The sequence below is a fragment of the Hyphomicrobium methylovorum genome, assembly GCF_013626205.1.
GTDB lineage: Bacteria > Pseudomonadota > Alphaproteobacteria > Rhizobiales > Hyphomicrobiaceae > Hyphomicrobium_B > Hyphomicrobium_B methylovorum.
The window spans coordinates 949,593-971,228 of sequence record NZ_QHJE01000001.1 but is presented as its reverse complement, the minus strand read 5'-3'; the positions used below and the strand labels follow the sequence as shown (position 1 = coordinate 971,228).

The following is a 21,636-nucleotide window of genomic DNA, read 5'->3' as shown; positions in this document are numbered from 1 at the left end:
CTCAGTCCCGACTAATGACCAAGACTACTTCTCTAGTACGAGCACCCCCCTTTGCGCTAAAGTCCCGCCCAAGAATACGCCACAAGCGGCAACGATTTGGAGGAAATGAGCGATGCAGCATGTTGCTATGGATAAGCTGAAAGGCCGTCAGGTCATTAAGCCCCGCTACGACAACTTTATTGGCGGCAAATGGGTAGCGCCCGTACGCGGTCAGTATTTCACCAATCTCACCCCCATCACCGGCCAGCCCGTCTGCGAAATCGCACGCTCGACCGCTGAAGACATCGAACTCGCGCTCGATGCTGCGCACAAGGCGCGCGAAGGATGGGGCCGCGCATCTCCTGCTGAGCGCGCGCGCGTGCTCAACAAGATCGCCGATCGAATGGAAGAAAATCTCGACGTAATCGCACTCGTTGAGACGATCGATAACGGCAAGCCGATCCGCGAAACAACGCACGCGGACATTCCGCTCGCCATCGACCACTTCCGCTACTTCGCTGGCTGCGTTCGCGCGCAGGAAGGCTCTATCTCCGAGATCGACCACGATACGGTCGCTTATCACTTCCACGAACCGCTCGGCGTCGTAGGTCAGATCATTCCCTGGAACTTCCCGATCCTGATGGCCGTCTGGAAGCTCGCTCCGGCACTCGCCGCAGGTAACTGCATCGTGCTGAAGCCGGCCGAGCAGACGCCGATGTCGATCATGGTTCTGATGGACATCATCGGCGATCTTCTGCCGGAAGGCACGATCAACGTCGTGAACGGGTTCGGCGTCGAAGCCGGAAAGCCGCTCGCGCAGAACAAGCGCATCGCAAAGATCGCGTTCACCGGCGAGACGACGACCGGCCGCCTCATCATGCAGTACGCATCGGAAAACATCATTCCGTGCACGCTTGAACTCGGCGGCAAGTCTCCGAACATCTTCTTCGCTGACGTTATGGAAGCGGACGACGAATACTTCGACAAGTGCCTCGAAGGCTTCACGATGTTCGCGTTGAACCAGGGTGAAGTGTGTACCTGCCCGAGCCGCGCGCTCATTCAGCGTTCGATCTATGAAAAGTTCATGGACCGCGCTCTGCAACGCGTCGTCAAGGTCAAGCAGGGTCACCCGCTCGACGCAACAACGATGATCGGCGCCCAGGCTTCAAACGATCAGCTCGAGAAAATCTTGAGCTACGTCGAAATCGGCAAGGGCGAGGGCGCACGCGTCCTGACCGGCGGCAAGCGTGCAAGCCTCAGCGGCGAACTCGCTGACGGTTACTTCGTTGAGCCGACCGTGCTTGAAGGTCACAACAAGATGCGCGTGTTCCAGGAGGAAATCTTCGGACCCGTCCTCGCTGTCACGACGTTCGAGGACGACGCCGAAGCGCTCGCCATCGCCAACGACACGCTTTACGGCCTCGGCTCTGGCGTATGGACCCGCAACGGCACGCGCGCGTATCGCATGGGCCGCGCCATCCAGGCTGGCCGCGTTTGGACGAACTGCTACCACGCCTATCCCGCTCACGCGGCGTTCGGTGGGTACAAGATGTCCGGCATCGGCCGTGAGACGCACAAGATGATGCTCGACCACTACCAGCAGACCAAGAACATGCTGGTGAGCTACAGCCCGAAGGCGCTGGGCTTCTTCTAAGGCGAGTTTGATCTTATCTAGAGGGCATGCGCCGTAAATGGCGCGTGCCCTTTTTCGCATCACGGACGAATGGAGGCTAGCGATGGTTGATCGCGTCTCGGCGACACCGGACACATTGAATCTGATCGGCAAGCTCGAAGGGCTTCACGGGCCTTTGCTGTTTCACCAGTCGGGCGGATGCTGCGATGGCAGCTCGCCGATGTGCTATCCGCGGGGCGAATTCAAAGTCGGCGCGCAGGACGTCTACATGGGCGACATCGGCGGACAGCCGTTCTACATGGGAAAGTCTCAGTTTGAATACTGGCAGCATACCCACCTCGTGATCGACGTCGTGCCGGGGCGGGGCTCCGGATTTTCTGTCGAGTCGCCCGAAGGCGTGCGCTTCCTGACGCGCTCGCGCGTTTTTACCGATGCTGAGAACGATCAGCTCGACACCATCGGGCCGCCGCCGACCGGCGTTGACCATCCGCCTGCTTGAGCAATCCGCAAATCTCTGACTGGAACGAGACACAATCATGACTGCATCCAAGACCCTTCGTGAAGTCGCCGGCCTCGGCCACACGCCGACGACCATCGGTAACTCAGCTCTCATTCTGATCGATTGTCAGAACACATATCGCGAAGGCGTAATGGAGCTTGATGGCGTCGAGCCCGCGCTCGTGGAATGTCAGAAGCTTCTGCAACGCTATCGTGACGCGGGGCGCCCTGTCATTCATATCCAGCACGATGCAGGCGCCGGTTCGCCTTACGATGTCGCCGCGCCGATCGGCGCGATTGCCGACGTCGTAAAGCCGGCGGCAGGAGAACCCGTCGTCGTCAAAAACTATCCGAGTTCATTCGAGAAAACGAACCTTGATGGCCTGCTGAAATCGCTGGGCGTCAAGGACGTGGCAATCGTCGGCTTCATGACGCACGTTTGCGTCAACTCCACTGCGCGCGCCGCATTCAATCATGGATACAACGCAACTGTCGTGGGCAATGCTACGGCAACGCGCTCGTTGCCCAACCCGACGGGCGGCGTCGTAGCCTCGAAAGACCTGCATAACGCGAGCCTCGCCGCGCTGCATGACTTCTTCGCTGTGGTCGTTCCCTCGCAGGAAGACATAGCGCCCTGATCGCAACGATCCACCCGCTGAAACAAAGAAAGGCCCCGGCAAGTGCGCGGGGCCTTTCTCAATTCAGATTACGAACTCGTGCTTAGACAGAAGCGGTAACGCTGGAATTGATCCAGTCTTCCAACTTCTTCTTCTGCACGATTGCGCCCGTGTGCTGCGCAGCAACCTTGCCGCCCTTGAAAATCAACAGCGTCGGCATTGCGCGAATTCCATAGGTGCCGGTAACGCGCGGATTCTCATCCACGTCGACCTTGACCACTTTGACTTTACCAACCAGCTCCTTGGCAACCTGATCGAGAGCGGGCGCCATGGCCTTGCAGGGCCCGCACCAAGTTGCGTGGAAGTCCACGAGAACGGGTTCATCGGACTTCAAAACTTCGTCGTCGAAGCTCGCGTCAGTTACAGCGTTGGCCATTTTCTTCTCCAATCCGGGCCGGGGGGACAAAATCGACCCGCGTTACGGCAGTCGTTCCTTCGATGCCGAAAACCTGATGCCACAAGTAGGTATTGGCTCAGGACGCGTCAAGGCTCTCGACATCAAGGTCCCACAGGCGTGATTCACAGGCGTTCAGAACATCAGCCGGAACGTCCATGATTCGGGGCCCGTCCGTCCAAAGCAGGGCCGCCCGAACGGTTTTGCCCGGGTAAATCCGGCTGAGAGCCATTCTATAAGCCGCAAGCTGGAAGAGGTATGCGTCCGCCACGGAGCCGACATCCGCGGGCGGAGGCCGGTTCGTTTTGTAGTCGACGATCAGAACCTCTCGATCCGTCACCGCAAGCCGGTCGATCTGGCCGGAAAGATCGAGCGCCGGGCCCTTCTTGCCTGGTGGACGCGGAATGACGGCCGCAATCGGCACCTCGGCCATACTGTCGGCGCCGAACAGGGCCGCGAACTGCGGCGCGGAAAGGATCGCAAGCGTCTCCTTGACGATCCCCGCGCGCACGCTGGAGCTAAGGCTCTCGCCACGCCGTGCGACATAGGCCGCTGCAACCCGTTCGCGCTCCGTTTCGGCAACGTCGGGCAGATGCTGCAGCAATGCGTGTGTCAACGTTCCGCGCAAAAAGCGGATTTCCGAATTCGCCGCGAGCGGAGAGGGCGCATCGCGAGAATCCGTCGCCGTCCGCCGCGGCTGCGTGATCGGCTCGCCCTCGGCATCTGGCGCGTAAGGTTCAAGTCGCGACGGCGCTAAGGGGATGGAGAGCTTGGGTTCCACAGGCGCCGCTCGAGACGCAAAGTCAGGCAGCCCCACGATGACGTCTTCGGCGGCGGCTTCTTTCGCTTTCTCTTTGGGCTTCGCCGTCTGTTGCGACTCGTACCTTCGCACGGTGCGCCCGTTGCCGAGATCGACGTCCGTTAGCAGCGGCTCAAGTCCGCGCTCGATCAAGCTATACCAGCAGTCGTCACGCAGATTGCCGCTTTGAAAACCGGACACGTAGAGACGATCGCGTGCACGCGTCATCGCTACGTAAAGCAGGCGGTTGCGCTCGTCACGTTCCAACTCGTCCCGCGTTTGCTGCGCGCGCTGAATTGCTGCGAGCTTGGACGTTCCCTTGATCGACCAAACGATTGGCTCGGTGCGGTCGGCCGAAGGCTCGCCATCCTGCGCAAGCTTCATCAGCCGCGCGCCCTGATCGCCCGAGCGCGTTGAGCACGTATCCGGCAGGAATACGATCGGCGCTTCCAACCCCTTGGCGCCGTGCACGGTCATGACGCGAACTTCGTCTCGACCTTGATTCATGTCGCGCTTGATTGCGGGGTTCGTCTCCCGAAGTTCGGCAAGGAAACGTGTCAGCGACGGCGGTGTGCGATCATCGAATTTCAACGCGACATCGAGGAAATCATCGATCGCGTCAGCGGCTTCGGGCCCGAGCCGGTGCAGCATCTTGAAGCGCACGCCATCACGATCGAGAATCTCGGAATAGAATTCGAATGGCGGAATGAAGTCTGCCTTCCTGCGCCAGCCCTTCAGCGTTTCATAGATCTCTTTGTAGTGGACGTTTGTCTCCGCCGCTTCGATGAACGCCTTCCACAGCGTTCCCTTGCGCTTCGGCGCGATGGCGAGCAGGTCGTCATCATCGAGGCCGAATATCGGACTTTTGAGAACCGTCGCCAGTGCAAGATCATCTTCCGGAAGCGTCAGGAAATCACCAAGGACGATAAGATCCTGAACGGCGATCTGATCCGTCAGCGCGCGCTGGTCCGAGCTCGACACAGGAATCTGCAGTCGCTTCAGAGCGGCAACCATCGGCGCAACGAACGGAGCGCGCTTGCGCACAAGGATCAGGATATCGCCGTAGCGAATTTCCCGTCCCGCCGCGATGAGCACTTCTTTCGTGTCGATCCACGATTTGATCGTACCGGCGATCCGCTCCGCGAGGCGATTTTCAGGAGAACGCTCGCTCGCATCGCTGAGTGGACTCCATGGGTCTGCGAAAGTCTTGTCGTCTTTCTTTTCCGTCGGCCAAAGTTCGATCAGTCCGGCTTCGCCCAGCCGGATCGCGCTATGCACCGGTACACGGTCGCCCATCGTCAGACCCGGCGTCCGCGTCGTATCGGCGAAAACGCTATCGACTCCTGCAAGAACCGGCGCAACCGTGCGGAACGACATCGTCAGCGCCACCGGCCGCCATGCGAGGTTCGCGCCTTCCGCTAGGCGAGCGAAGCGCGTGCCGGCTTCCGCGAACCGCTTCGGATCTGCACCCTGGAACGAGTAGATCGACTGCTTTTCGTCACCAACTGCAAAGACCGTTCGCGGTGTTTCCGACGCGCGAGCGCTATCGGCGAAGAATTCCTCGGCCAGCGCGCTGATGATCTGCCACTGCTCGGGGCTCGTATCTTGAGCCTCGTCGACCAGAATGTGATCGAGGCCGCCGTCAAGCTTGAACAGCACCCACTGCGCTTCGCCGTCTTTGCCGCCAAGCAGGGCTCTCGTCTTGAGAATGAGATCGGCGAAGTCGAGCGCACCCGAGTCCGCGCGTGCTTTCGTGTATCGCTTCAGCACGACGCGCGAAATCGTATGCAGCGCCATCGACGCTTCAACGAGCGCAACCGCTTTCATTTCTTGCAACAGCGCGAAAAACTTTTCCTGCGCGTCCTGGCAGCGGCTATTCAAATCCGGCCTGCTTGCTGCCAACGCTTTGGTCATCACCTTGCTTTGGGGATCGCCATCCTTCTTGATGAAGTATCCGCGCAGCGCTTCGAGACGGCGCAAGGGATCCGACGCAGCCAACGCGGTTTTAAGAAGAAGAGAATTCTTGGTGTCCGTTGCGAGCCCCGTCGCGAGATGATCTGCGATCTCGCGCAGTTCGGCTGGCGACAGAACATCGGCGCACTCCGCGCAAATATTGTCCGAAGTGATCGCAAGGCGTGCGCCGAGTGATTCACGCAAATAGGCATCGATCGCTGCGAAATCGTCATCCTCGTATTCCCGCCCGCTCGCAACATCGAGCCATCTCCGCTCTTCAACGGCGGTGTTGATAAGTGCGTCGAACTGAATGTCCGTTGCGTAACGAATGATGACGTCAAGCGCGCGGCCGAGTGCGGATTGAGGTGCCGACGTGGCATCCAGTAGCGTCTGCGAAACGGCATCCGCCTTCAGCTCCTTAGCCGCAGCATCGTCGAGCACTTTGAAATCAGGTGGCACACCGGCTTCCAGCGGAAAGCGCTGCAGTAGCCGTTCGGAGAAGGCATGGATGGTTTGAATCTTGAGGCCGCCAGGCGTCTCGATGGCACTCGCGAATAGCCGCCGCGCGAGCTTCAGCGTTTCAGCAGTGGGCCGCGAACCGGTTGTCTTGGTTAGATCCTCGGTAAGTTTCTCGTCGCTTGCCGTCACCCATTCTGCGAGCACGTCGAACACACGTCGCGACATCTCCGCAGCCGCCGCCTTTGTGTACGTCAGGCAGAGAATGCGCTCGGGCTTGGTTCCAGCAAGCAGAAGCCGCAGCACGCGAAGCGTCAAAACGTGCGTTTTACCGGTGCCCGCGTTCGCTTTCACCCACGCGGAACCGGCAGGATCGGCGGCGAGCAACTGCCGCTGCGTCGTCTCCGCGACAAGCGTTTCAATCGGGACACGTTTGGTTTCGAGCGCAACGTCGGCTTTGATCGTCATGATGTCGCCTCGGCTTCAACGTGAGCCGACCATTCGGCGACGCGCGCAAGGTGCGCGTACTCATCGTACATGTAATTGTAACCGGGACGCCGAACGGCAAGGTACGGCGTGGCGGGATCGGCGAATTTCGCGATCAGACGTTCGAGCCCGGCAAGCGCCTCCTTGGCAAGCGCCTCGGCGTCGCCCTTGACGATGCGCTCTTCACCCGGCGGCTCTCCGCCATGTGCCCGGATGTATCGCAGCGCTGCGATGGCGTTTCCCGGTATGTTTTCGAACCCACTTCCTTGAAGTGCGATGGCTGCTTCGAGCGGCAGTTGCGGAGAACGCCCCTCCGCCACGGCCGAGTCGGAAGGAATGGCACCGGTTTTGTAGTCGGTGATAACAAGCGCGGTGCCGATGTCGTCGATGCGGTCTGCACGCGCTGTCAATGTGAATTTGTCCGCACCGAGCGGCAGAACAAGGCTGCCGTTGGTTTCGACAATAACTGTGCGAACGTTCTCGCGCCGCGCTGCTTCGCCCTCGGCGAACCACGTGAGAAACCGTTTCAATCGCGGCATCCAGAACGCGGCGATCCGAGTATGGCCCGTGTATTCCTTCAACAGATCCATCGCGATTGTCGTCAGCTCTCCGGCGGGATCGGCAGGCAATACCGTCGGATGCGCTTTCGCAAATCGCGCGAGCACATCGTGCACCAGCCGTCCGCGCAAACTCGCGTCGGGAGAGTCACCGAGGGGCGGAAGCGGATCGAGTTCCAGTATCTTCTGCGCATAGATCGCATAGGGATTTGCAGTCCAGCGCTCGATCTGCGTGACGCTCATGCGCCGCGGCCGCAGCGCAACGTCCGGAACAGGCGAGGGCGGCGAAATCTCTATTCGGCGCGCGGCATCGATCCGGTCTCGCGCACGCGCCCATTGCAGCCAGCGCCCGTCGGCATCGAGCAGTTTCGACAATCCGACGCCCGAAAGGAGCGCCGAAACGCGCATCAGCCAGCGTGACGGAACAGTCGGCACGCCATCGACTTTTTCGGCGCGCGTCAGATACACGGTCTCCGCGCCGAGAAGCGAAACGAAATCGTGTGCAGCACGCCCCGAGGCTTCCTCGGGCGATGGCATGCCGAGCTCATCCCGCATCGGCCTGTTGAGCCAAGCTCCAGGATCGGACGGCTCCGGCCACGTGCCTTCGTTAAGCGAACCGAGGATCAGCACATCCGGTTGCTGCATACGCGCTTCGAATGGACCCCATACGGAAACGCGCGGATGTATGAAGTTGCCGCGTTCACGCACGTTTTCGCGTGCGAGAAGCGTTGCATAAAGATCTGCGTAGTCGGCGGCAGAAATCTCAACGGACGGCGTTTCCGGCAAGAGAATTTTGGCGAAGAACGTCGAGGCAGCGTCACCGGCTTCTTTTTGCCAAAGCGGATTTCCATCTTCCGGCGACGTGACTTCATCGTCGGGCAGCGCCGCAAGCGATTCCGCTGCTTGCGCATGGGCTCTCGCGAAATCGCTAAGCGGCCGCTCACCCCGCTCCGCATAGAGCGCTGTCAGCGGTTCGAAGGCGGCGGTCAGCCGAACGATCAGATCGCGTGCCCCGTTACGATCATCGGGCCACAATCGCTGTGCAGCGCGATGCAGGCGCTGCCCGTCAAATCTCTGACTTTCCGCGTTGTCGAGAGCAGCGCGAATACCGTCCAGGCCACGTCCAAGGTACGGCGCACGAAATGCGCTGATCTCGAGCGCGCGCGCAAACTTGCGAATATCGAACGGCTTCAGCCCCGCACGACACAGCGGATGACGCAGCAGAGCCATCGTTTCGGCCGGTGCGAAATCGCTGACCACTGCATCGAGAACCAGCGACAGGAATGCACCGGGAACAGTCTTGGCAAACGGCCGTCCGGCGCTGTCATCAACGCGAATGCCCCAGGATTCCAGCCGAACTGCAACACGGCGCGCCAGCACGCGGTCCGGCGAAACGAGAGCCGCTGTACGTCCCGGCGTCTCGACCGCTTCGCGCAAGATCAGCGCTACGGCTTCCGCTTCGTCCTGCGCTGAGGGCGCGTTGATGAGCGACACGCCAGAGAGTGCGCTTTCGATTTCTGTCTGATCCGCGTTTGCGATGTAGTCGTGCCACTTCTCGGTCGTCGCCGCGGGCCGCATTGCTTCGTTGAAGAATTCGGTCCGCTTCTGCGCCTTTATGCCGATCTTGATACCCGGCAACGTTTCGATCTCACCGCGCGCAACCCCAAGCGCGTCGATCAGCTTTTTCAAACCGAATTGCGGATGCTCAGGATGCATCGCGATCGCCTGCCAGCTCTCTTCGTCCAGTGTCTGGTCCAGCGCAGGCAGCACAATCGCTCCGTTGCGGCGTTCGACGACAGCGCGCATCAATGAGACCGTCGCAGGAATGGATCCCGTCACGCCAGCAACGATAACGGCGTCATCGCGCTTCGACGTTGCGATGCGCTCGGCTTCGGCTTGAATAGAGGCGTTCCGGCGCGCTTCGGGAGACATCAAACCGGCGCTCGCCAAATGCAGCGGCCACCACTCGGTCACGATCTTCAGAAAATCGACCGTTTTCTGCCAATGCTTCGAATGCGTATCGGGCACGAGAGACTGGATGCCCGACAGCGATACGTTCTCGCGTTCGAGATTGTCCATGAGCCCGCCGAGTTCCGCCGCGAGCTGCGCAGCTTGTGCGGGTGTCGACCCCGATACGCGCCCGCCGTCAGTGTCGGCATCGAGTCCATCCCGCCAACGGGCAACAAGCTGCATCAGCAGCAATGTCCGGTCCATCGGATCGATTGCCGGAGGCTGTTCCAAGGCAGCGGCGCCGAGCCCGGTATCATCGTCGGAGAGACTAGAGATCAGTGATAGATCCTCGTCTCCTTTTGATATCGCCCGAATGCGGGGCATGATGATTGCTTCACCACCAGCTGCCGCAAGAAACGCCTCGCGAGCCGCACGCACGGCCCGCTGCGTCGGCAGCAGCAGCGTGATATTTGGAAGGGCAAGTGCTTCCGGGCGCGCCCCACCCGCCGACGGCAAATTGCCTGAGAGGATCGCGTCCGCAAGTGCACGAAGAAACGGCACGCCGGGCGGAAGAGTGAAGACATTCCGTGTCATCTAGCCGGCACCTCGCGACACCGAGCCGGGCTTCGCTGAATCTGCGATTGCTTTCTCCGCTTCGATCACCGCTTCAGGCGTACCGACATGCATCCAAAGACCATCGAGACGGAGGCCGAAAAGCCGACCCGCAGCGCGCGCCCGATCCCAAACGTGATTGAGCGAAAACGGCCCTGCTGGCGCGCCATCGAACAGTCGCGGATGCGCAATCGAAACGCCTGCGAAAACGAACGGTGCCAGCCGCGCGCCACCGCCTTGCCGTGTCAGCCGCCCCTCCGCGTCCATCGCGAAATCACCGCGGCCGGAATAGCCAATGCTCGTCGCCATCGGCGCCATGAGCAGCAAGCTGTCCATCTTCGTTTCGTCCCACGCATCGATCAGCCGATCGAGATTAGAGCCGAAACCTTCGATCCAGACGGAATCAGAATTGTGAATCAGAAACGGGTCCGCTCCGAGCAGCGGCAGCGCCCGCACCACACCACCGCCGGTATCGAGCAATGCATCACGCTCGTCGGAAATCTGAATTGTTGGCGCAGCGCGGTCGGCGAGGTGTCGTTCGATCTGATCCGCCAGATAATGAACGTTCACGACCGCATGCTCGATCTTTGCCTCGGCCAGCCGGTCGAGCACGTGATCGATTAGAGGCTTTCCGGCAAGACGCACGAGTGGCTTAGGCAGCGTATCCGTCAACGGGCGCATCCGCTCGCCTTTTCCGGCCGCCAGCAAAAACGCACGGGTCGGACGCTTCGGAGATGTCATCGCGAAAGGTCTCCGGAAAAAAAAAACGCGTTAGATTGTTAGGGACGAGGTCCGCCGATGCCGCGGCAGGTTCTCATCATACCACGCAGCAAGATCTGGCAGCGTCTCGTGTTGCAGGTTGCGTTCGAGATACCCCCAGATCCGGGGCATGTGAGCCAGATATTGGCGCTTTCCGTCACGAATTGCCAGCCGTGCGAAAATGCCGAGAATCTTCGTATTCCGCTGCGCGCCGAGCGCCGCGTAAATAGCACGAAAGGCATCCGCATCGAATGTGCGGTCGCGCTGCGAAACGAGGCCGACGTAATGATCGATCAGTTCACGCTCTAATTTTGCGGGCACATCAACCCGCGCATCCTGCAGCAGCGATACGAGATCGTAGGCCGCGGGCCCGATCAAGGCGTCCTGAAAATCGATGATGCCGACATCGCGCGGCGCTGGCCTGTCGAGTAAAATGAGATTGGGCGAATGATAGTCGCGCAGCAACCACGTTCGCGGCGCCGCCAGCATACGCTGAAAAACAGGCGCCCACGCCGCGCTGAAACGATCCCGCTCCAACTGCGTCGCATCGCGGCCATGAAGGGCTGGCCAATACCAGTCGACAAGCAACTCGGTTTCGATTGCAAGCACGTCACGATCAATCTCGGGGATGACGAACGTCCGGGCATCGCTGATTGGAATGCGTTGCTGTGGTGCGACCGCTTGCAAAGCCGCGAGCGTATCGGTCGCGCGCTGCCACAAATCCCGCTGATCGGCGGCGCCACTGACAACGAGACCGCCGAACACGCGGTCTCCGAAATCTTCGATGAGCAGTAGGCCCTGATCCAAGTCTTCTGCGAAGATGCGCGGCGTCGAAACACCCGCAGTCGAAAGCGCATTGCCCACGGCGACGAAGGCGCCGACGTCTTCTGCGAGATGCGCGATTGCACTGTAGGCTTTGCCGTCACGGATCGGCGGACCGTCAGGCCGGCGAGGGGAATCGACGAGGATCGCGCGCGTTCCGTCAGCCTTCGTCAATCGTGCGTAACGGCGAGGCGACGCGTCCCCCTGCAGATATGCAATAGAGGTGTCCGCTTCGCCCCAACCGTTAGTTTCGAGAAAAGTGCGAATAGCCGCAAAGCGCGCAAGCCTCTGCATCAGCTCGGCCGGTGCCCGAAGCGTCACGTTCCGCCGGTTGTCCGCGCGGCCTTCTTCAAAGCGCAGCGTGAAGCGCTCCGGCGGCAATCGATTGCCACCGCGAGACGGCCATTCGATCAGCGCGATCCCGCGTCTGAGCGCGGCATCGAGACCAAGCTCGTCGAGTTCATCAGGTTCCGTCAGACGATAAAGGTCGAAATGCGCAACGTCGAAGCGCCGCGTCTCGTAACTTTGCGTCAGCGTGAACGTCGGGCTCGGCACATCAAGCAACCCGTCGTCAGCAAGCGAGCGGATCAAGGCGCGCGCAAACGTCGATTTCCCGGTTCCCAGATCACCTTCGAGCCCAAGCGTATCGCCGGGCTGCACGAGAAACGCGATTTCTCCGGCGAGCCGTATCGTCTCGCTTTCCGTCAGGTCGCGGAACTGAAATGAATTCGTCATAGAACGCCGAATTTAAACTGCCCGCCTGCCTTGTGTCATGCGCGCAGGCTCTTGGGAAGCTCGATCGCCTGCTCGGGAATACGGATGGTGACGCGCGTGCCTTTGGCTTCTTCCGAGGCAATTTCAATTTGCCCGTGATGAAGCTCGACGAGGTTTTTGGCGATCACAAGACCAAGCCCCGCACCGCGGTGCTCCGACCCCCGGCTTCGGCTTTCGAAGCGCTCGAATACACGGGAAATCTGATCCTTCGGAATGCCGATGCCGTCGTCTTCGACCCGGAAGACGATATTTCCAGTTTCGCGCCAGCAGGTGAGCTTCACCGTGCCGTCTGGCTTGGAAAAACCGACGGCATTGGACAGGAGATTGTAAAGCACTTGGCGCATACGCGCTTCGTCGCCCATGAATTCATTCACGTCGTCTGCGACCGCAATGTCGATCGTCAGTCGAGACCGCACGGCGCGTTCGCGAATACCGAGAATGGCGGCATCGATGAGCGCGCGCACGCCAACAGGCTCGAGCTTCAATTCCATGCTGCCCGCGTCGATCGTCGCGAGATCGAGAATGTCGTTGATGATCGCGAGCAGCGTTTTCGACGACGTCATGATATCGGCGACGTACTCGCGTTGCTTTTCGTTGAGCTGACCCATGAATGGGCTCGCGAGCAGCTCGGCAAACCCGATGATGCTGGCAAGCGGCGTACGCAGCTCATACGAAATATGCCCGACAAAATTCGTCTTCAGACGATCCGCCGCCACCAGCGCTTCGTTGCGTTCAACGAGCGCACGCTCGGCACGCTTCGCGTCCGTCACGTCGGCGAACGTCAGAAGCGTCGCGCCGTCCGGCAGAGGCATCAGCGCATAGTCAATGACGGCGCCTTCACTGCGGATCATCTGACCCGAAAACGTCTCACGCTCATCGAGAAAGGCCGTTACCGCCCGTCCGATGCGCAGCCACGTATCCGCGTCGGGATGAAGCGTCTGCGCCGCGGCGATCACCTCGCCGACGTGCGGAAGCTCCGCCAGCTTGCGTGCGGGCATCTTCCAGATGTCGCAAAATGCTTTGTTGAAGAGCTTTAGCCGACCGTTCGTGCCGAAAACGGCGATGCCTTCATTGAGGCTTTCCAGTGTCTCGCGCTGAACGTCGATGAGCGCGTTGTAACGGGCTTCAAGCGCAAACCTCTCCGACTCGTCGACGAAGAGGAACGTCACGCCGCCATCTGGCCGTTGCTCTGCCAAAACCCGGAGAATGCGATCGTCGGTGAGGTGCCAAACGTCTTCGAGCGGCACGCCCGTGCGATAGCACGCAAGCATCTGCGCCTTCCATTCGCGGTGGCTGACGACAGGCGCGAGCAACCCGATCTCTCTCAGCCGATCGATGATCAGGCTGTCTGTCGGCTGCGTCGCAAGCCAGTCCGGATCGAGCGACCAAAGCCGCCTGAATGCCGCGTTATAGAACACGAGCTGATGCTCGGAATTAAAGATCGCAACAGCCGTTTCAACGCGATCGAGCGTTCGGTCATAGGCCGCAATCTGGCGGTCGAGTTCGCCCTGCGCTGTCTCGATCTCGGTCACGTCGATAGCCGCGCCGGCGGTCATGTTCTCAACCGGAAGCACGACCACGTCGTGCGCCTTGCGCTCGCCCCCGGCAACAAGATGCACACGCGCTTTGTAGCTGTCACCGGCAGCAATCGTTTTCACGACGGCCTTGCGTTGCCGCGTTTCGAGAAGTTCGATCTGGCGCTCCAGCACCTCCGACTCGCTGTCGGCTTCCACTGCCGCGACATAGGCCGCATTCACCCAAACGAGACGGCCATCGGAACCGCGAAGCCATGCGGGCATCGTCAGCGTGTTGAGAAGCGCGCGGCTGGAGCGGATGTCTCGTGCAAGCTTGGAGTGACGCTCGTCGATGCGCGCAATATCGAGCTTGTACCCCGAAATATCCTTGAGACGCAGAACGGCGCGTCCGCCTGCGGCGCGGCCCTCTCCTTCAAGGATACCGCCTTCGATCGTCTTCAGAATGACGCTGAACGAACGGCCGTCCACAAACAACGTATCGAGCGCCGCTTTGAGGTTATGCGCTGAGGCAGCTTCAAGCCACTGCCCGAAGCGTAGAATTTCCGTATGCGACTCCGGCAGGCCCGCAACATCAGTCAGCGTGTGCGATACGATGCGAACGGCTTGGCCCTGTTCCCAGAAGATCAGCACCTGAGGTTCAGCGCGTATGATGGCTTCAGCCGCGGCGAGGTTGCGGCGAAGCTGCAGGCTTTCTGCTTTGGCAGTTCTCGCCTCGCGCTTGGCAACGCTCCCTTTGTGCCAGATCACGCTGCCCATCAGCACGAGCGCACCGGCTCCGATAGCGAGCAGCAGCACCGTGCGAATGTCGAAGCCGCTCGTCGTAACCTCATCTCGGGATACGAGGCTCGTAAGCAGCGTCGCAACAAAGCTCATTGCCGCAAACAGCAGCAGCGCGAGTTGCCCGCGCGTGGAGATCTTCCGGCTATGTAGTGTGGCGCGCATGAAATTCCGTTGCAGCCGCAAGTTATTCGGGTGCCGGCCACCGGGCGCACGCACGCCCGGTTGGTGATCGCCCCCGTTCACCCCGAATCAACGGCGAGTATGGGACGGCCACCGTGCTCCCGCCAGCGCGCTAACCTCCCAGAAACGAAACGGCACCGGAGTGTTCCCCCAGTGCCGCCGTTTTGATCGTATTTTGCCGCTTGTCCGCGGCCCGAGCTTCGAATCAGTAGCGATACTGCTCCGACTTGAACGGGCCTTCCGGCGAGACGCCGATGTACGAAGCCTGATCCGGCCGCAGCTTCGACAGCTTGGCGCCGATCTTCTCGAGATGGAGCAGAGCCACCTTTTCGTCGAGAAGCTTCGGAAGCGTGTAGACTTCCTTCTTGTACTTGCCTTCGTTGGTGAAGAGCTCGATCTGCGCCAGCGTCTGGTTGGTGAAGGACGCCGACATCACAAACGAGGGGTGTCCCATGGCGTTGCCAAGGTTCACGAGGCGGCCTTCCGAAAGCAGAATGATCCGCTTGCCATCGGGAAACTCGATCTCGTCCACCTGCGGCTTGATGTTCGTCCACTTGAGGTTCTTCAGGCCAGCGACCTGAATTTCATTGTCGAAGTGGCCGATGTTGCAGACGATCGCGCGGTCCTTCATCGCCCGCATATCTTCGAGCCGGATGACGTCCTTATTGCCCGTCGCGGTTACGAAAATGTCGGCGCGTGGCGCGGCATCTTCCATCGTCACGACTTCATAGCCTTCCATCGCCGCCTGCAGCGCGCAGATCGGATCGATTTCCGAGACGATGACACGGCAGCCAGCGTTCCTGAGCGAAGCGGCCGAACCCTTGCCGACGTCACCGAAGCCCGCAACCATGGCGACTTTGCCAGCCATCATGACGTCAGTGCCGCGGCGAATGCCGTCGACGAGGCTTTCACGGCAGCCGTACAGGTTGTCGAATTTCGATTTCGTGACGCTGTCGTTGACGTTGATCGCCGGGAACAGCAGCGTGCCGCTCTTCTGCATCTCATAAAGGCGATGCACGCCCGTCGTCGTTTCCTCGGACACGCCCTTGATCGCCTTGGCGACCGTGCCGAACCAGCCCTTGGGCTTCTCGGCCAGCGTCGTCTTGATGAGAGCGAACAGAACCTCTTCCTCTTCCGAGGTCGCCTTATCGAGGAATGCTGTGTCGCCACCCTCGGCGCGAACACCGAGATGGATGAACAGCGTTGCGTCGCCGCCGTCGTCGAGGATCATGTTCGGCACGCCGCCGTCACCCCACTCAAACAGCTTGCGTGTGTAGTTCCAGTATTCGACGAGGGTCTCGCCCTTCCACGCAAACACCGGAATACCGGCAGCGGCGATCGCAGCCGCAGCGTGGTCTTGCGTCGAATAAATGTTGCACGACACCCAGCGGATGTCCGCTCCGAGCTCGGCCAGCGTTTCGATCAGCACAGCCGTCTGAATGGTCATATGCAACGAGCCGGCAATGCGCGCGCCCTTGAGCGGCTTTGACGGGCCATATTCTGCGCGCGTCGCCATCAGGCCGGGCATTTCCGTCTCAGCAATGGCGATTTCCTTGCGGCCCCAATCGGCCAGGCTGAGGTCCTTGACGATGTAGTCGGAGAATTTCGCGCTCATATAGTCTCCTTGGGCGACGGCGGATGTCGCGGTTTAAATGGCTGAAGGCCAAGCGCCGGCGGATGGGAGCCGATCGCTGATGCCAGCGAGAATTTGGGACCTGCGGGGGATGCTATATCGAACCGGGCCGCTCCACGCAACAAGACATAAGCAACTCTTTATGTCTTTGCGGAGGAGATGGTTCATTTACGCGCTCTGAAGTACCCTGCCTGGTGCGCGTGTATAGGATGTGTTTAATCAAATATTAATGGATAACAAAATACTAATTCGTTCGATAAAACACAGTATATTCCGTTGATAAGATGTTAATATAGTTCGAAAATACCAATAATCGTATTAATTCGTCTTAAATCACGTTCGTATTATTGTCCCCCTCAGTACAACTCTGAGGAGCTCGAGATGGAAATCGGTGGTGCTTCTGGGCGGCCGGCGCAGCCGAGCTCCGCTTTTCTCTATGTGAAGGTTTCTCTTCGGCGAGCAGCGCGACCCTTCCAGCGGTTTTCCAAAGACACGCGCGGCGACGTCGCGATGCTGTTCGGCCTGATGGCGCTCGCAATCTTCATGATGATCGGGCTCGCGGTCGACTACGGTCGCTTTATCAACGCACGCAGTCAGACGATCGCAGCGACGGACGCGGCCGTGCTTGCAGCCGCGCGCGCGCTCCAGACCAACGGCGGCGATCAGAACGCTGCTCTTGCCGTTGCCAACGCCTACTATAGTCAGGCCGTTCAGAACCGCATCGGTGTCTACAACGACACGATCAACTTCCAGATCGCCGATAAGGCGACTGCCGTCGTCACGATTGGCAACGCCACCGTCAAGACGCCCTTCATGGGCCTCGCCGGTACGAAGTCGCTGCCGATCCTGCATGCAGATGGGACCGACTATTCGAAGGCCGTTCTCGCGGTTGGCGGCAACGCTGAACTCAACCTCGAAATCTCGATGATGCTCGATATCTCGGGCTCGATGTGTGATCGCGCCCCAAGCGACTCGCAGCCTCCTTGCGCATCGGCGACGAAGCTCGATGCGATGAAGGCCGCCGCCGCAGACCTGGTCGACATTGTTGTCTGGGCCGATCAGAGCAAGTTCAAATCACGCGTGGCGATCGTTCCGTTCTCTGGTGACGTCCGCCCGACTGCGGATCTCTTCCAGTTCGCAACCGGACAGTCTCAGACGTCGTCCCCATCGAACGTTGTCTATTCGGTGAAGAAAAATAACAGAACGACGAACTACACGTACAAGCCGAGCCCGTGCGTCGCGGAACGCCCCGGTAAGATCTACACGGACGCAAAGCCGGCAAGCGGCAATTACATCCTGCGCGAATTCACCGATGATGGAAACTGCGTCGTCGCCTCGACAGCAACCGTCATGCCGATGACTAACGACAAAACGGAATTGAAAAACCGTATCTCGAGTCTGGCTGCAAAGGGCGCAACGGCGGGTCACGTCGGTACGGCATGGACATATTACATGCTGGCGCCGAACTGGGCAGACAAGATGCCAGCCATCAGCAAGCCTACGGCTTACAAAACGGCGAACACGCAAAAAATCGCCATCCTGATGACCGACGGCGAATTCAACAGCGAGCACGACAGCAAAGGCGTCACGACAACCGAAACCGGCGCTGGTTCAAGTGTGAATGCAACGTCGTCTTCCGAGCAGGCCAAGGCAATCTGCAAAGAGATGAAGAAGAACGACAATATCGAGATCTACACGGTCGGTTTCCAGCTTGGCGGAAACTCCACAGCAATCGATACGCTGTCGAATTGTGCAACCGACGCGTCGCACTTCTATCAGTCGTCAACAGGCGACGCGCTGAAGGCCGCTTTCCGCGACATCGCTCTGAAGATCTCGACGCTCTATCTTTCGCAGTAAGCATCACTGTCCAACAAACGAAATGGGGACGCCTGACCGGGCGTCCCCATTTTTGTTTTCCAGATAACGAAACGCGAAAAGCGCACTAACCAATGTGCTGTGAAAGAAACGTGCGCACGCGTCCCCACGCGGCTTCCGCCGAAGCGCGGTCATGGACAGTGCGCTGCTCGTTCATGAATGCGTGGCTCGCATCGTAGCGGTAGAGGTCGAAATTTTTCCCCGCCGCTTTCATCGCGGCTGCGAACGCATCGACCTTTTCGGGGCTCGCGAAATCATCATCATTGGCGAAGTGTCCTTGTAGCGGAACGCGGACATCAGCGGGCTTTGCGGCCTCTTCCGGCGGTATGCCGTAGAACGTGACGGCCGCCGAGAATTCAGGTACGCGACACGCTCCGATAACGGTGACGGCCCCGCCCATGCAGAATCCCGCAATGGCAACTTTCGAACTGCCACGCAGAAGAAACTGTGCAGCGCCGCGCACAGCCTGATCTGTCGCTTCGAGGAAGTTCAGCGAATTCATCTCGCGCGCCGCAGCTTCCGTATCGTGGTAGGGAATGACGGTGCCGCTGTAGAGATCGGGAGCAAGCGCGTCGTATCCCGCAAGCGCAAACCGGTCGCACAGACCTTTGATTTGGTCCTGAAGGCCCCACCATTCCTGGATGACGACAACACCCGGCGCGTTCGCCTTTCCAGCGCTCGCAAGATAGCCTTCCGCCGTTTTTCCGTCGGGCTGCGTGAACGGAATTCGTGTACCCATGTCAAGCCTTCGCAGTTGAAGCCGGTATCGAGCGTCTTGTTTAATCGCCGCAGCGTAGCCGTTCAATAACGGACGCCGTCGGGCCGCGATCAACTCCGGAAGTCGGCCAGCGTCAGAAGCGGCACGAAATCGAGACCAGCGGATTTGAACGTTTCGGCCGCACCGTCGAGACGATCCACAACCGTGATAACGCGGACGATTGTCGCCCCCTCGCTCTTGAGCGCTTCAGCGGCTTTCAGCGCCGATCCACCGGTTGTCGTCACGTCCTCGACGACGACGACCTTTTTCCCGGCCATGCTGTCGCCCTCGGCTAAGCCTTCGACGAGCGCGCGGGTTCCATGCTCTTTGGCCTGCTTGCGGACGAAGAAGGCGGGCAGATTGCGCCTGCGGGTGTGCGCGACCGCCGCAACCGCCGAAGCAATCGGCACGGCGCCCATTTCGAGGCCGCCGACGAGATCGGCGTCGACCCCCTCGAGCTGATCGAGAATGAGGCTGGCGATAAGGAAAGCGCCCTCGCTGTCCAGCATTGTGGGCTTCATGTTGAAGTAAAACGTGGATGTCTTGCCGGACGCGAGCTTGATCGCCGGCCCCTCCTGGAACGACCGGGCGTTGATGATTTCGACCAGCCGAGAGCGGTCAGCGCTCCGTTCTGAGGGATTTTGTGCCATGCGGTTTTAGTGCCTCTTGCGTTTTCCTGCCCAGATGCGCAAACACCGGATCGAAAAACCTGTCAAGTTGGGGGATTATAGTGGTGGAGCGGCGCCGCTCGCTGTTCGAGGGTTGGGCCGTGCTCGCGTCACGGCCGGCGTTGGCGTCTCTGGCGCTCCTGTTGCTTTGTCTCGCCATCTATCTGCCCGGCGTGGTCCGCCTTCCGGCCGTCGATCGGACCGAAGCTGTCTACGCGGAAACGACGCGGGACATGGTGGAGCGCGGCGCCTGGAGCGACCCCCGTTACGGTTCTGTCGTCCATCAATACCGCCCGATCGGCACGTTCTGGGCACAGGGCGCAAGCCGCTGGCTGGCGGGCGACGCCGAGGCGCGTGAGATCGTCGTCTACCGGCTGCCGTCACTGATATTCGTTACGCTCGCTGTGCTGGCTCTCTTCTGGCTGGGACGAGGCCTTGTCGGCAACGAAGCCGCGCTCATAGCCTCAGCGCTTTTCGCGGTCGCGCCGCTGACAGTTCTGGTTTCGACACTCGCCATTGCTGAAGGGCTATCGTTACTTCCCGCAACCGTCGCGATGCTCGCGCTTGCGCGGCTCTACGCCAAGGATGACGACTGGCGGATTGCACTTCTGTTTTGGGCGGCGCTGGGTCTGGGCGTACTGATAAACGCGCTTCTCGTGCCGATCATCGTCATCGTCACAATCCTCGCTCTTTACGCAATGGACCGCGATCTTTCGTGGCTGAAGCGTCTGCGCCCTCTAGTCGGTCTGCCGATAGCGCTGGCGATTGCGTCGCCGTGGCTGCTCGTTCGCGCGCACCAAGACGGCACGCCGTTCGCAGGAATGGGCTGGAGAGAGTTTCTCGGTGCATTGGGCGGCGCGCAGGACATGAAGCTCCGTGCATTTCCCGGCACATTCCTTCTCGCCGCAATGCTCGGCTTTCTTCCCGGAACTGCGCTGATTGGCACCGCTCTGAAGCGCTTTTGGGCAGACCGGGATCAGAAGCTCGCGCGCTTCCTTCTCGCTTGGCCGATAGGTTATCTCATCTATCTCGAAGCACTGTCGTCGAAGCCCGGAACGTACATGGTGCAAACCATGTTTCCGGCATTTGCGCTCGCAGTTGCACTCGTTGTCGTCAACGAAAATGGCGACGGAAAACGGCCGGAGTGGAGCGTATTCTCCATCTGGCCAACGGCTCTGTGCGTTCTTCCGCTCGCGGTATTCTTCGGCGTGTATGGCTTTTCGGGTGAAGTGCCAGCCCCCGGAGTGGCCGCCGCCATTGCACTCGTAGCGTCGCTCTTCATTTTCAGCGGTCAGCAAGGCCGCGAGGGCGCGTTGCGGCGCTGGGCCGTAACCGGTGTCATCGCGTTGGCGCTCTTCGCAGTGACCTTGCTCGGCGCAGTTCTGCCTTCGATCGAAAAGATCTGGCCCTCTCGCGAAATCGCCCATGCGATAGCATCGTGTCCGGCCGACGAGCTGGTTGTTGCTGGCTTCCGTGAGCCGTCCGCCCGCTTTGGCTTGGGCGTGGATGTGGAACGCCAGACCCCGGAAGCTATAGCCAAAGCTCTGGCAGGGCCGCGTACAGCCGTCACCGTCGTTGAAGACCGATGGGATCATGAGGTTCGCGCCGCGGCTCAAATCGAAGCGCACAAAACACTGCCCGAGCCCGTAGGCTGCGTCTCAGCCTATAATGTCATGCGCGGGTGTCCGCTTTATTTTCGCATCTATAGAACCGGAGCTGGCGCCTCGTGCGTTGTGCCGAAGCAGTTGGCCTGCCAAACTGCACCTGTTCCGGCGGGACCTGAAAAGGTCGGAGATTGCGATTGAGTTCGGTGCGATCGCCACACGCGCGCGCACGTATTTAAAACTGAGGAATATCGC

General features: G+C 60.1%; 14 protein-coding genes. 5 read left to right on the top strand and 9 right to left on the bottom strand.

Annotation, left to right across the window (positions count from 1 at the left end):
- The first annotated feature begins 112 nt into the window (after positions 1 to 112).
- From adh to DLM45_RS04830, 3 genes are all read left to right on the top strand, one after another.
- Positions 113 to 1,633 (top strand): aldehyde dehydrogenase, encoded by a 1,521-nt coding sequence (gene adh, locus DLM45_RS04840; protein WP_181335925.1) that lies wholly within the window; start codon positions 113 to 115, stop codon positions 1,631 to 1,633.
- Between the two features lie 82 nt (positions 1,634 to 1,715).
- The gene (locus DLM45_RS04835) at positions 1,716 to 2,111 is read left to right on the top strand and encodes a DUF779 domain-containing protein (RefSeq protein ID WP_181335923.1); all 396 of its coding nucleotides are present in this window, start codon (positions 1,716 to 1,718) and stop codon (positions 2,109 to 2,111) included.
- 37 nt (positions 2,112 to 2,148) lie between these two features.
- Positions 2,149 to 2,748, top strand: a complete 600-nt coding sequence (locus DLM45_RS04830; protein ID WP_181335922.1) for a cysteine hydrolase family protein — start codon at positions 2,149 to 2,151, stop codon at positions 2,746 to 2,748.
- A gap of 82 nt (positions 2,749 to 2,830) precedes the next feature.
- Here the strand turns inward: DLM45_RS04830 and trxA are convergent, their stop codons facing one another.
- The 7 genes from trxA to ahcY all read right to left on the bottom strand — a co-directional run bounded on the left by trxA (position 2,831) and on the right by ahcY (position 16,459).
- A complete protein-coding gene (trxA, locus tag DLM45_RS04825) occupies positions 2,831 to 3,163 on the bottom strand; it encodes a thioredoxin (protein ID WP_181335920.1) in 333 nt (110 codons plus the stop codon).
- A gap of 97 nt (positions 3,164 to 3,260) precedes the next feature.
- Entirely contained in the window at positions 3,261 to 6,857 is a 3,597-nt protein-coding gene (gene addA, locus DLM45_RS04820; protein ID WP_181335918.1) for a double-strand break repair helicase AddA, read from the bottom strand.
- Entirely contained in the window at positions 6,854 to 9,976 is a 3,123-nt protein-coding gene (gene addB, locus DLM45_RS04815; RefSeq protein WP_181335916.1) for a double-strand break repair protein AddB, read from the bottom strand. The genes addA and addB overlap by 4 nt, the downstream gene beginning before the upstream one ends.
- On the bottom strand, positions 9,977 to 10,735 hold the full coding sequence (locus tag DLM45_RS04810) for a nucleotidyltransferase family protein (protein WP_181335914.1): 759 nt from the start codon (positions 10,733 to 10,735) through the stop codon (positions 9,977 to 9,979).
- Between the two features lie 30 nt (positions 10,736 to 10,765).
- Positions 10,766 to 12,310, bottom strand: a complete 1,545-nt coding sequence (tsaE, locus tag DLM45_RS04805; protein ID WP_181335912.1) for a tRNA (adenosine(37)-N6)-threonylcarbamoyltransferase complex ATPase subunit type 1 TsaE — start codon at positions 12,308 to 12,310, stop codon at positions 10,766 to 10,768.
- A gap of 35 nt (positions 12,311 to 12,345) precedes the next feature.
- Positions 12,346 to 14,826: a sensor histidine kinase gene (locus tag DLM45_RS04800; protein WP_181335904.1), complete on the bottom strand. Its 2,481-nt coding sequence runs from the start codon at positions 14,824 to 14,826 to the stop codon at positions 12,346 to 12,348.
- A gap of 223 nt (positions 14,827 to 15,049) precedes the next feature.
- The gene (gene ahcY, locus DLM45_RS04795; RefSeq protein WP_181335896.1) at positions 15,050 to 16,459 is read right to left on the bottom strand and encodes an adenosylhomocysteinase; all 1,410 of its coding nucleotides are present in this window, start codon (positions 16,457 to 16,459) and stop codon (positions 15,050 to 15,052) included.
- A 399-nt stretch (positions 16,460 to 16,858) separates the two neighbouring features.
- Between ahcY and DLM45_RS04790 the strand changes: the two genes are divergently transcribed.
- Positions 16,859 to 18,334, top strand: a complete 1,476-nt coding sequence (locus DLM45_RS04790) for a TadE/TadG family type IV pilus assembly protein (protein WP_181335894.1) — start codon at positions 16,859 to 16,861, stop codon at positions 18,332 to 18,334.
- Between the two features lie 85 nt (positions 18,335 to 18,419).
- Here the strand turns inward: DLM45_RS04790 and DLM45_RS04785 are convergent, their stop codons facing one another.
- Positions 18,420 to 19,091: a dienelactone hydrolase family protein gene (locus DLM45_RS04785; protein ID WP_181335892.1), complete on the bottom strand. Its 672-nt coding sequence runs from the start codon at positions 19,089 to 19,091 to the stop codon at positions 18,420 to 18,422.
- 89 nt (positions 19,092 to 19,180) lie between these two features.
- Positions 19,181 to 19,759, bottom strand: a complete 579-nt coding sequence (gene pyrE / locus DLM45_RS04780) for an orotate phosphoribosyltransferase (RefSeq protein ID WP_181335890.1) — start codon at positions 19,757 to 19,759, stop codon at positions 19,181 to 19,183.
- Positions 19,760 to 19,842: 83 nt separating this feature from the next.
- On the opposite strand from pyrE, the gene DLM45_RS04775 reads away from it, so the two are divergent.
- Positions 19,843 to 21,582 (top strand): glycosyltransferase family 39 protein, encoded by a 1,740-nt coding sequence (locus DLM45_RS04775; protein WP_343062238.1) that lies wholly within the window; start codon positions 19,843 to 19,845, stop codon positions 21,580 to 21,582.
- Positions 21,583 to 21,636: the final 54 nt, after the last annotated feature.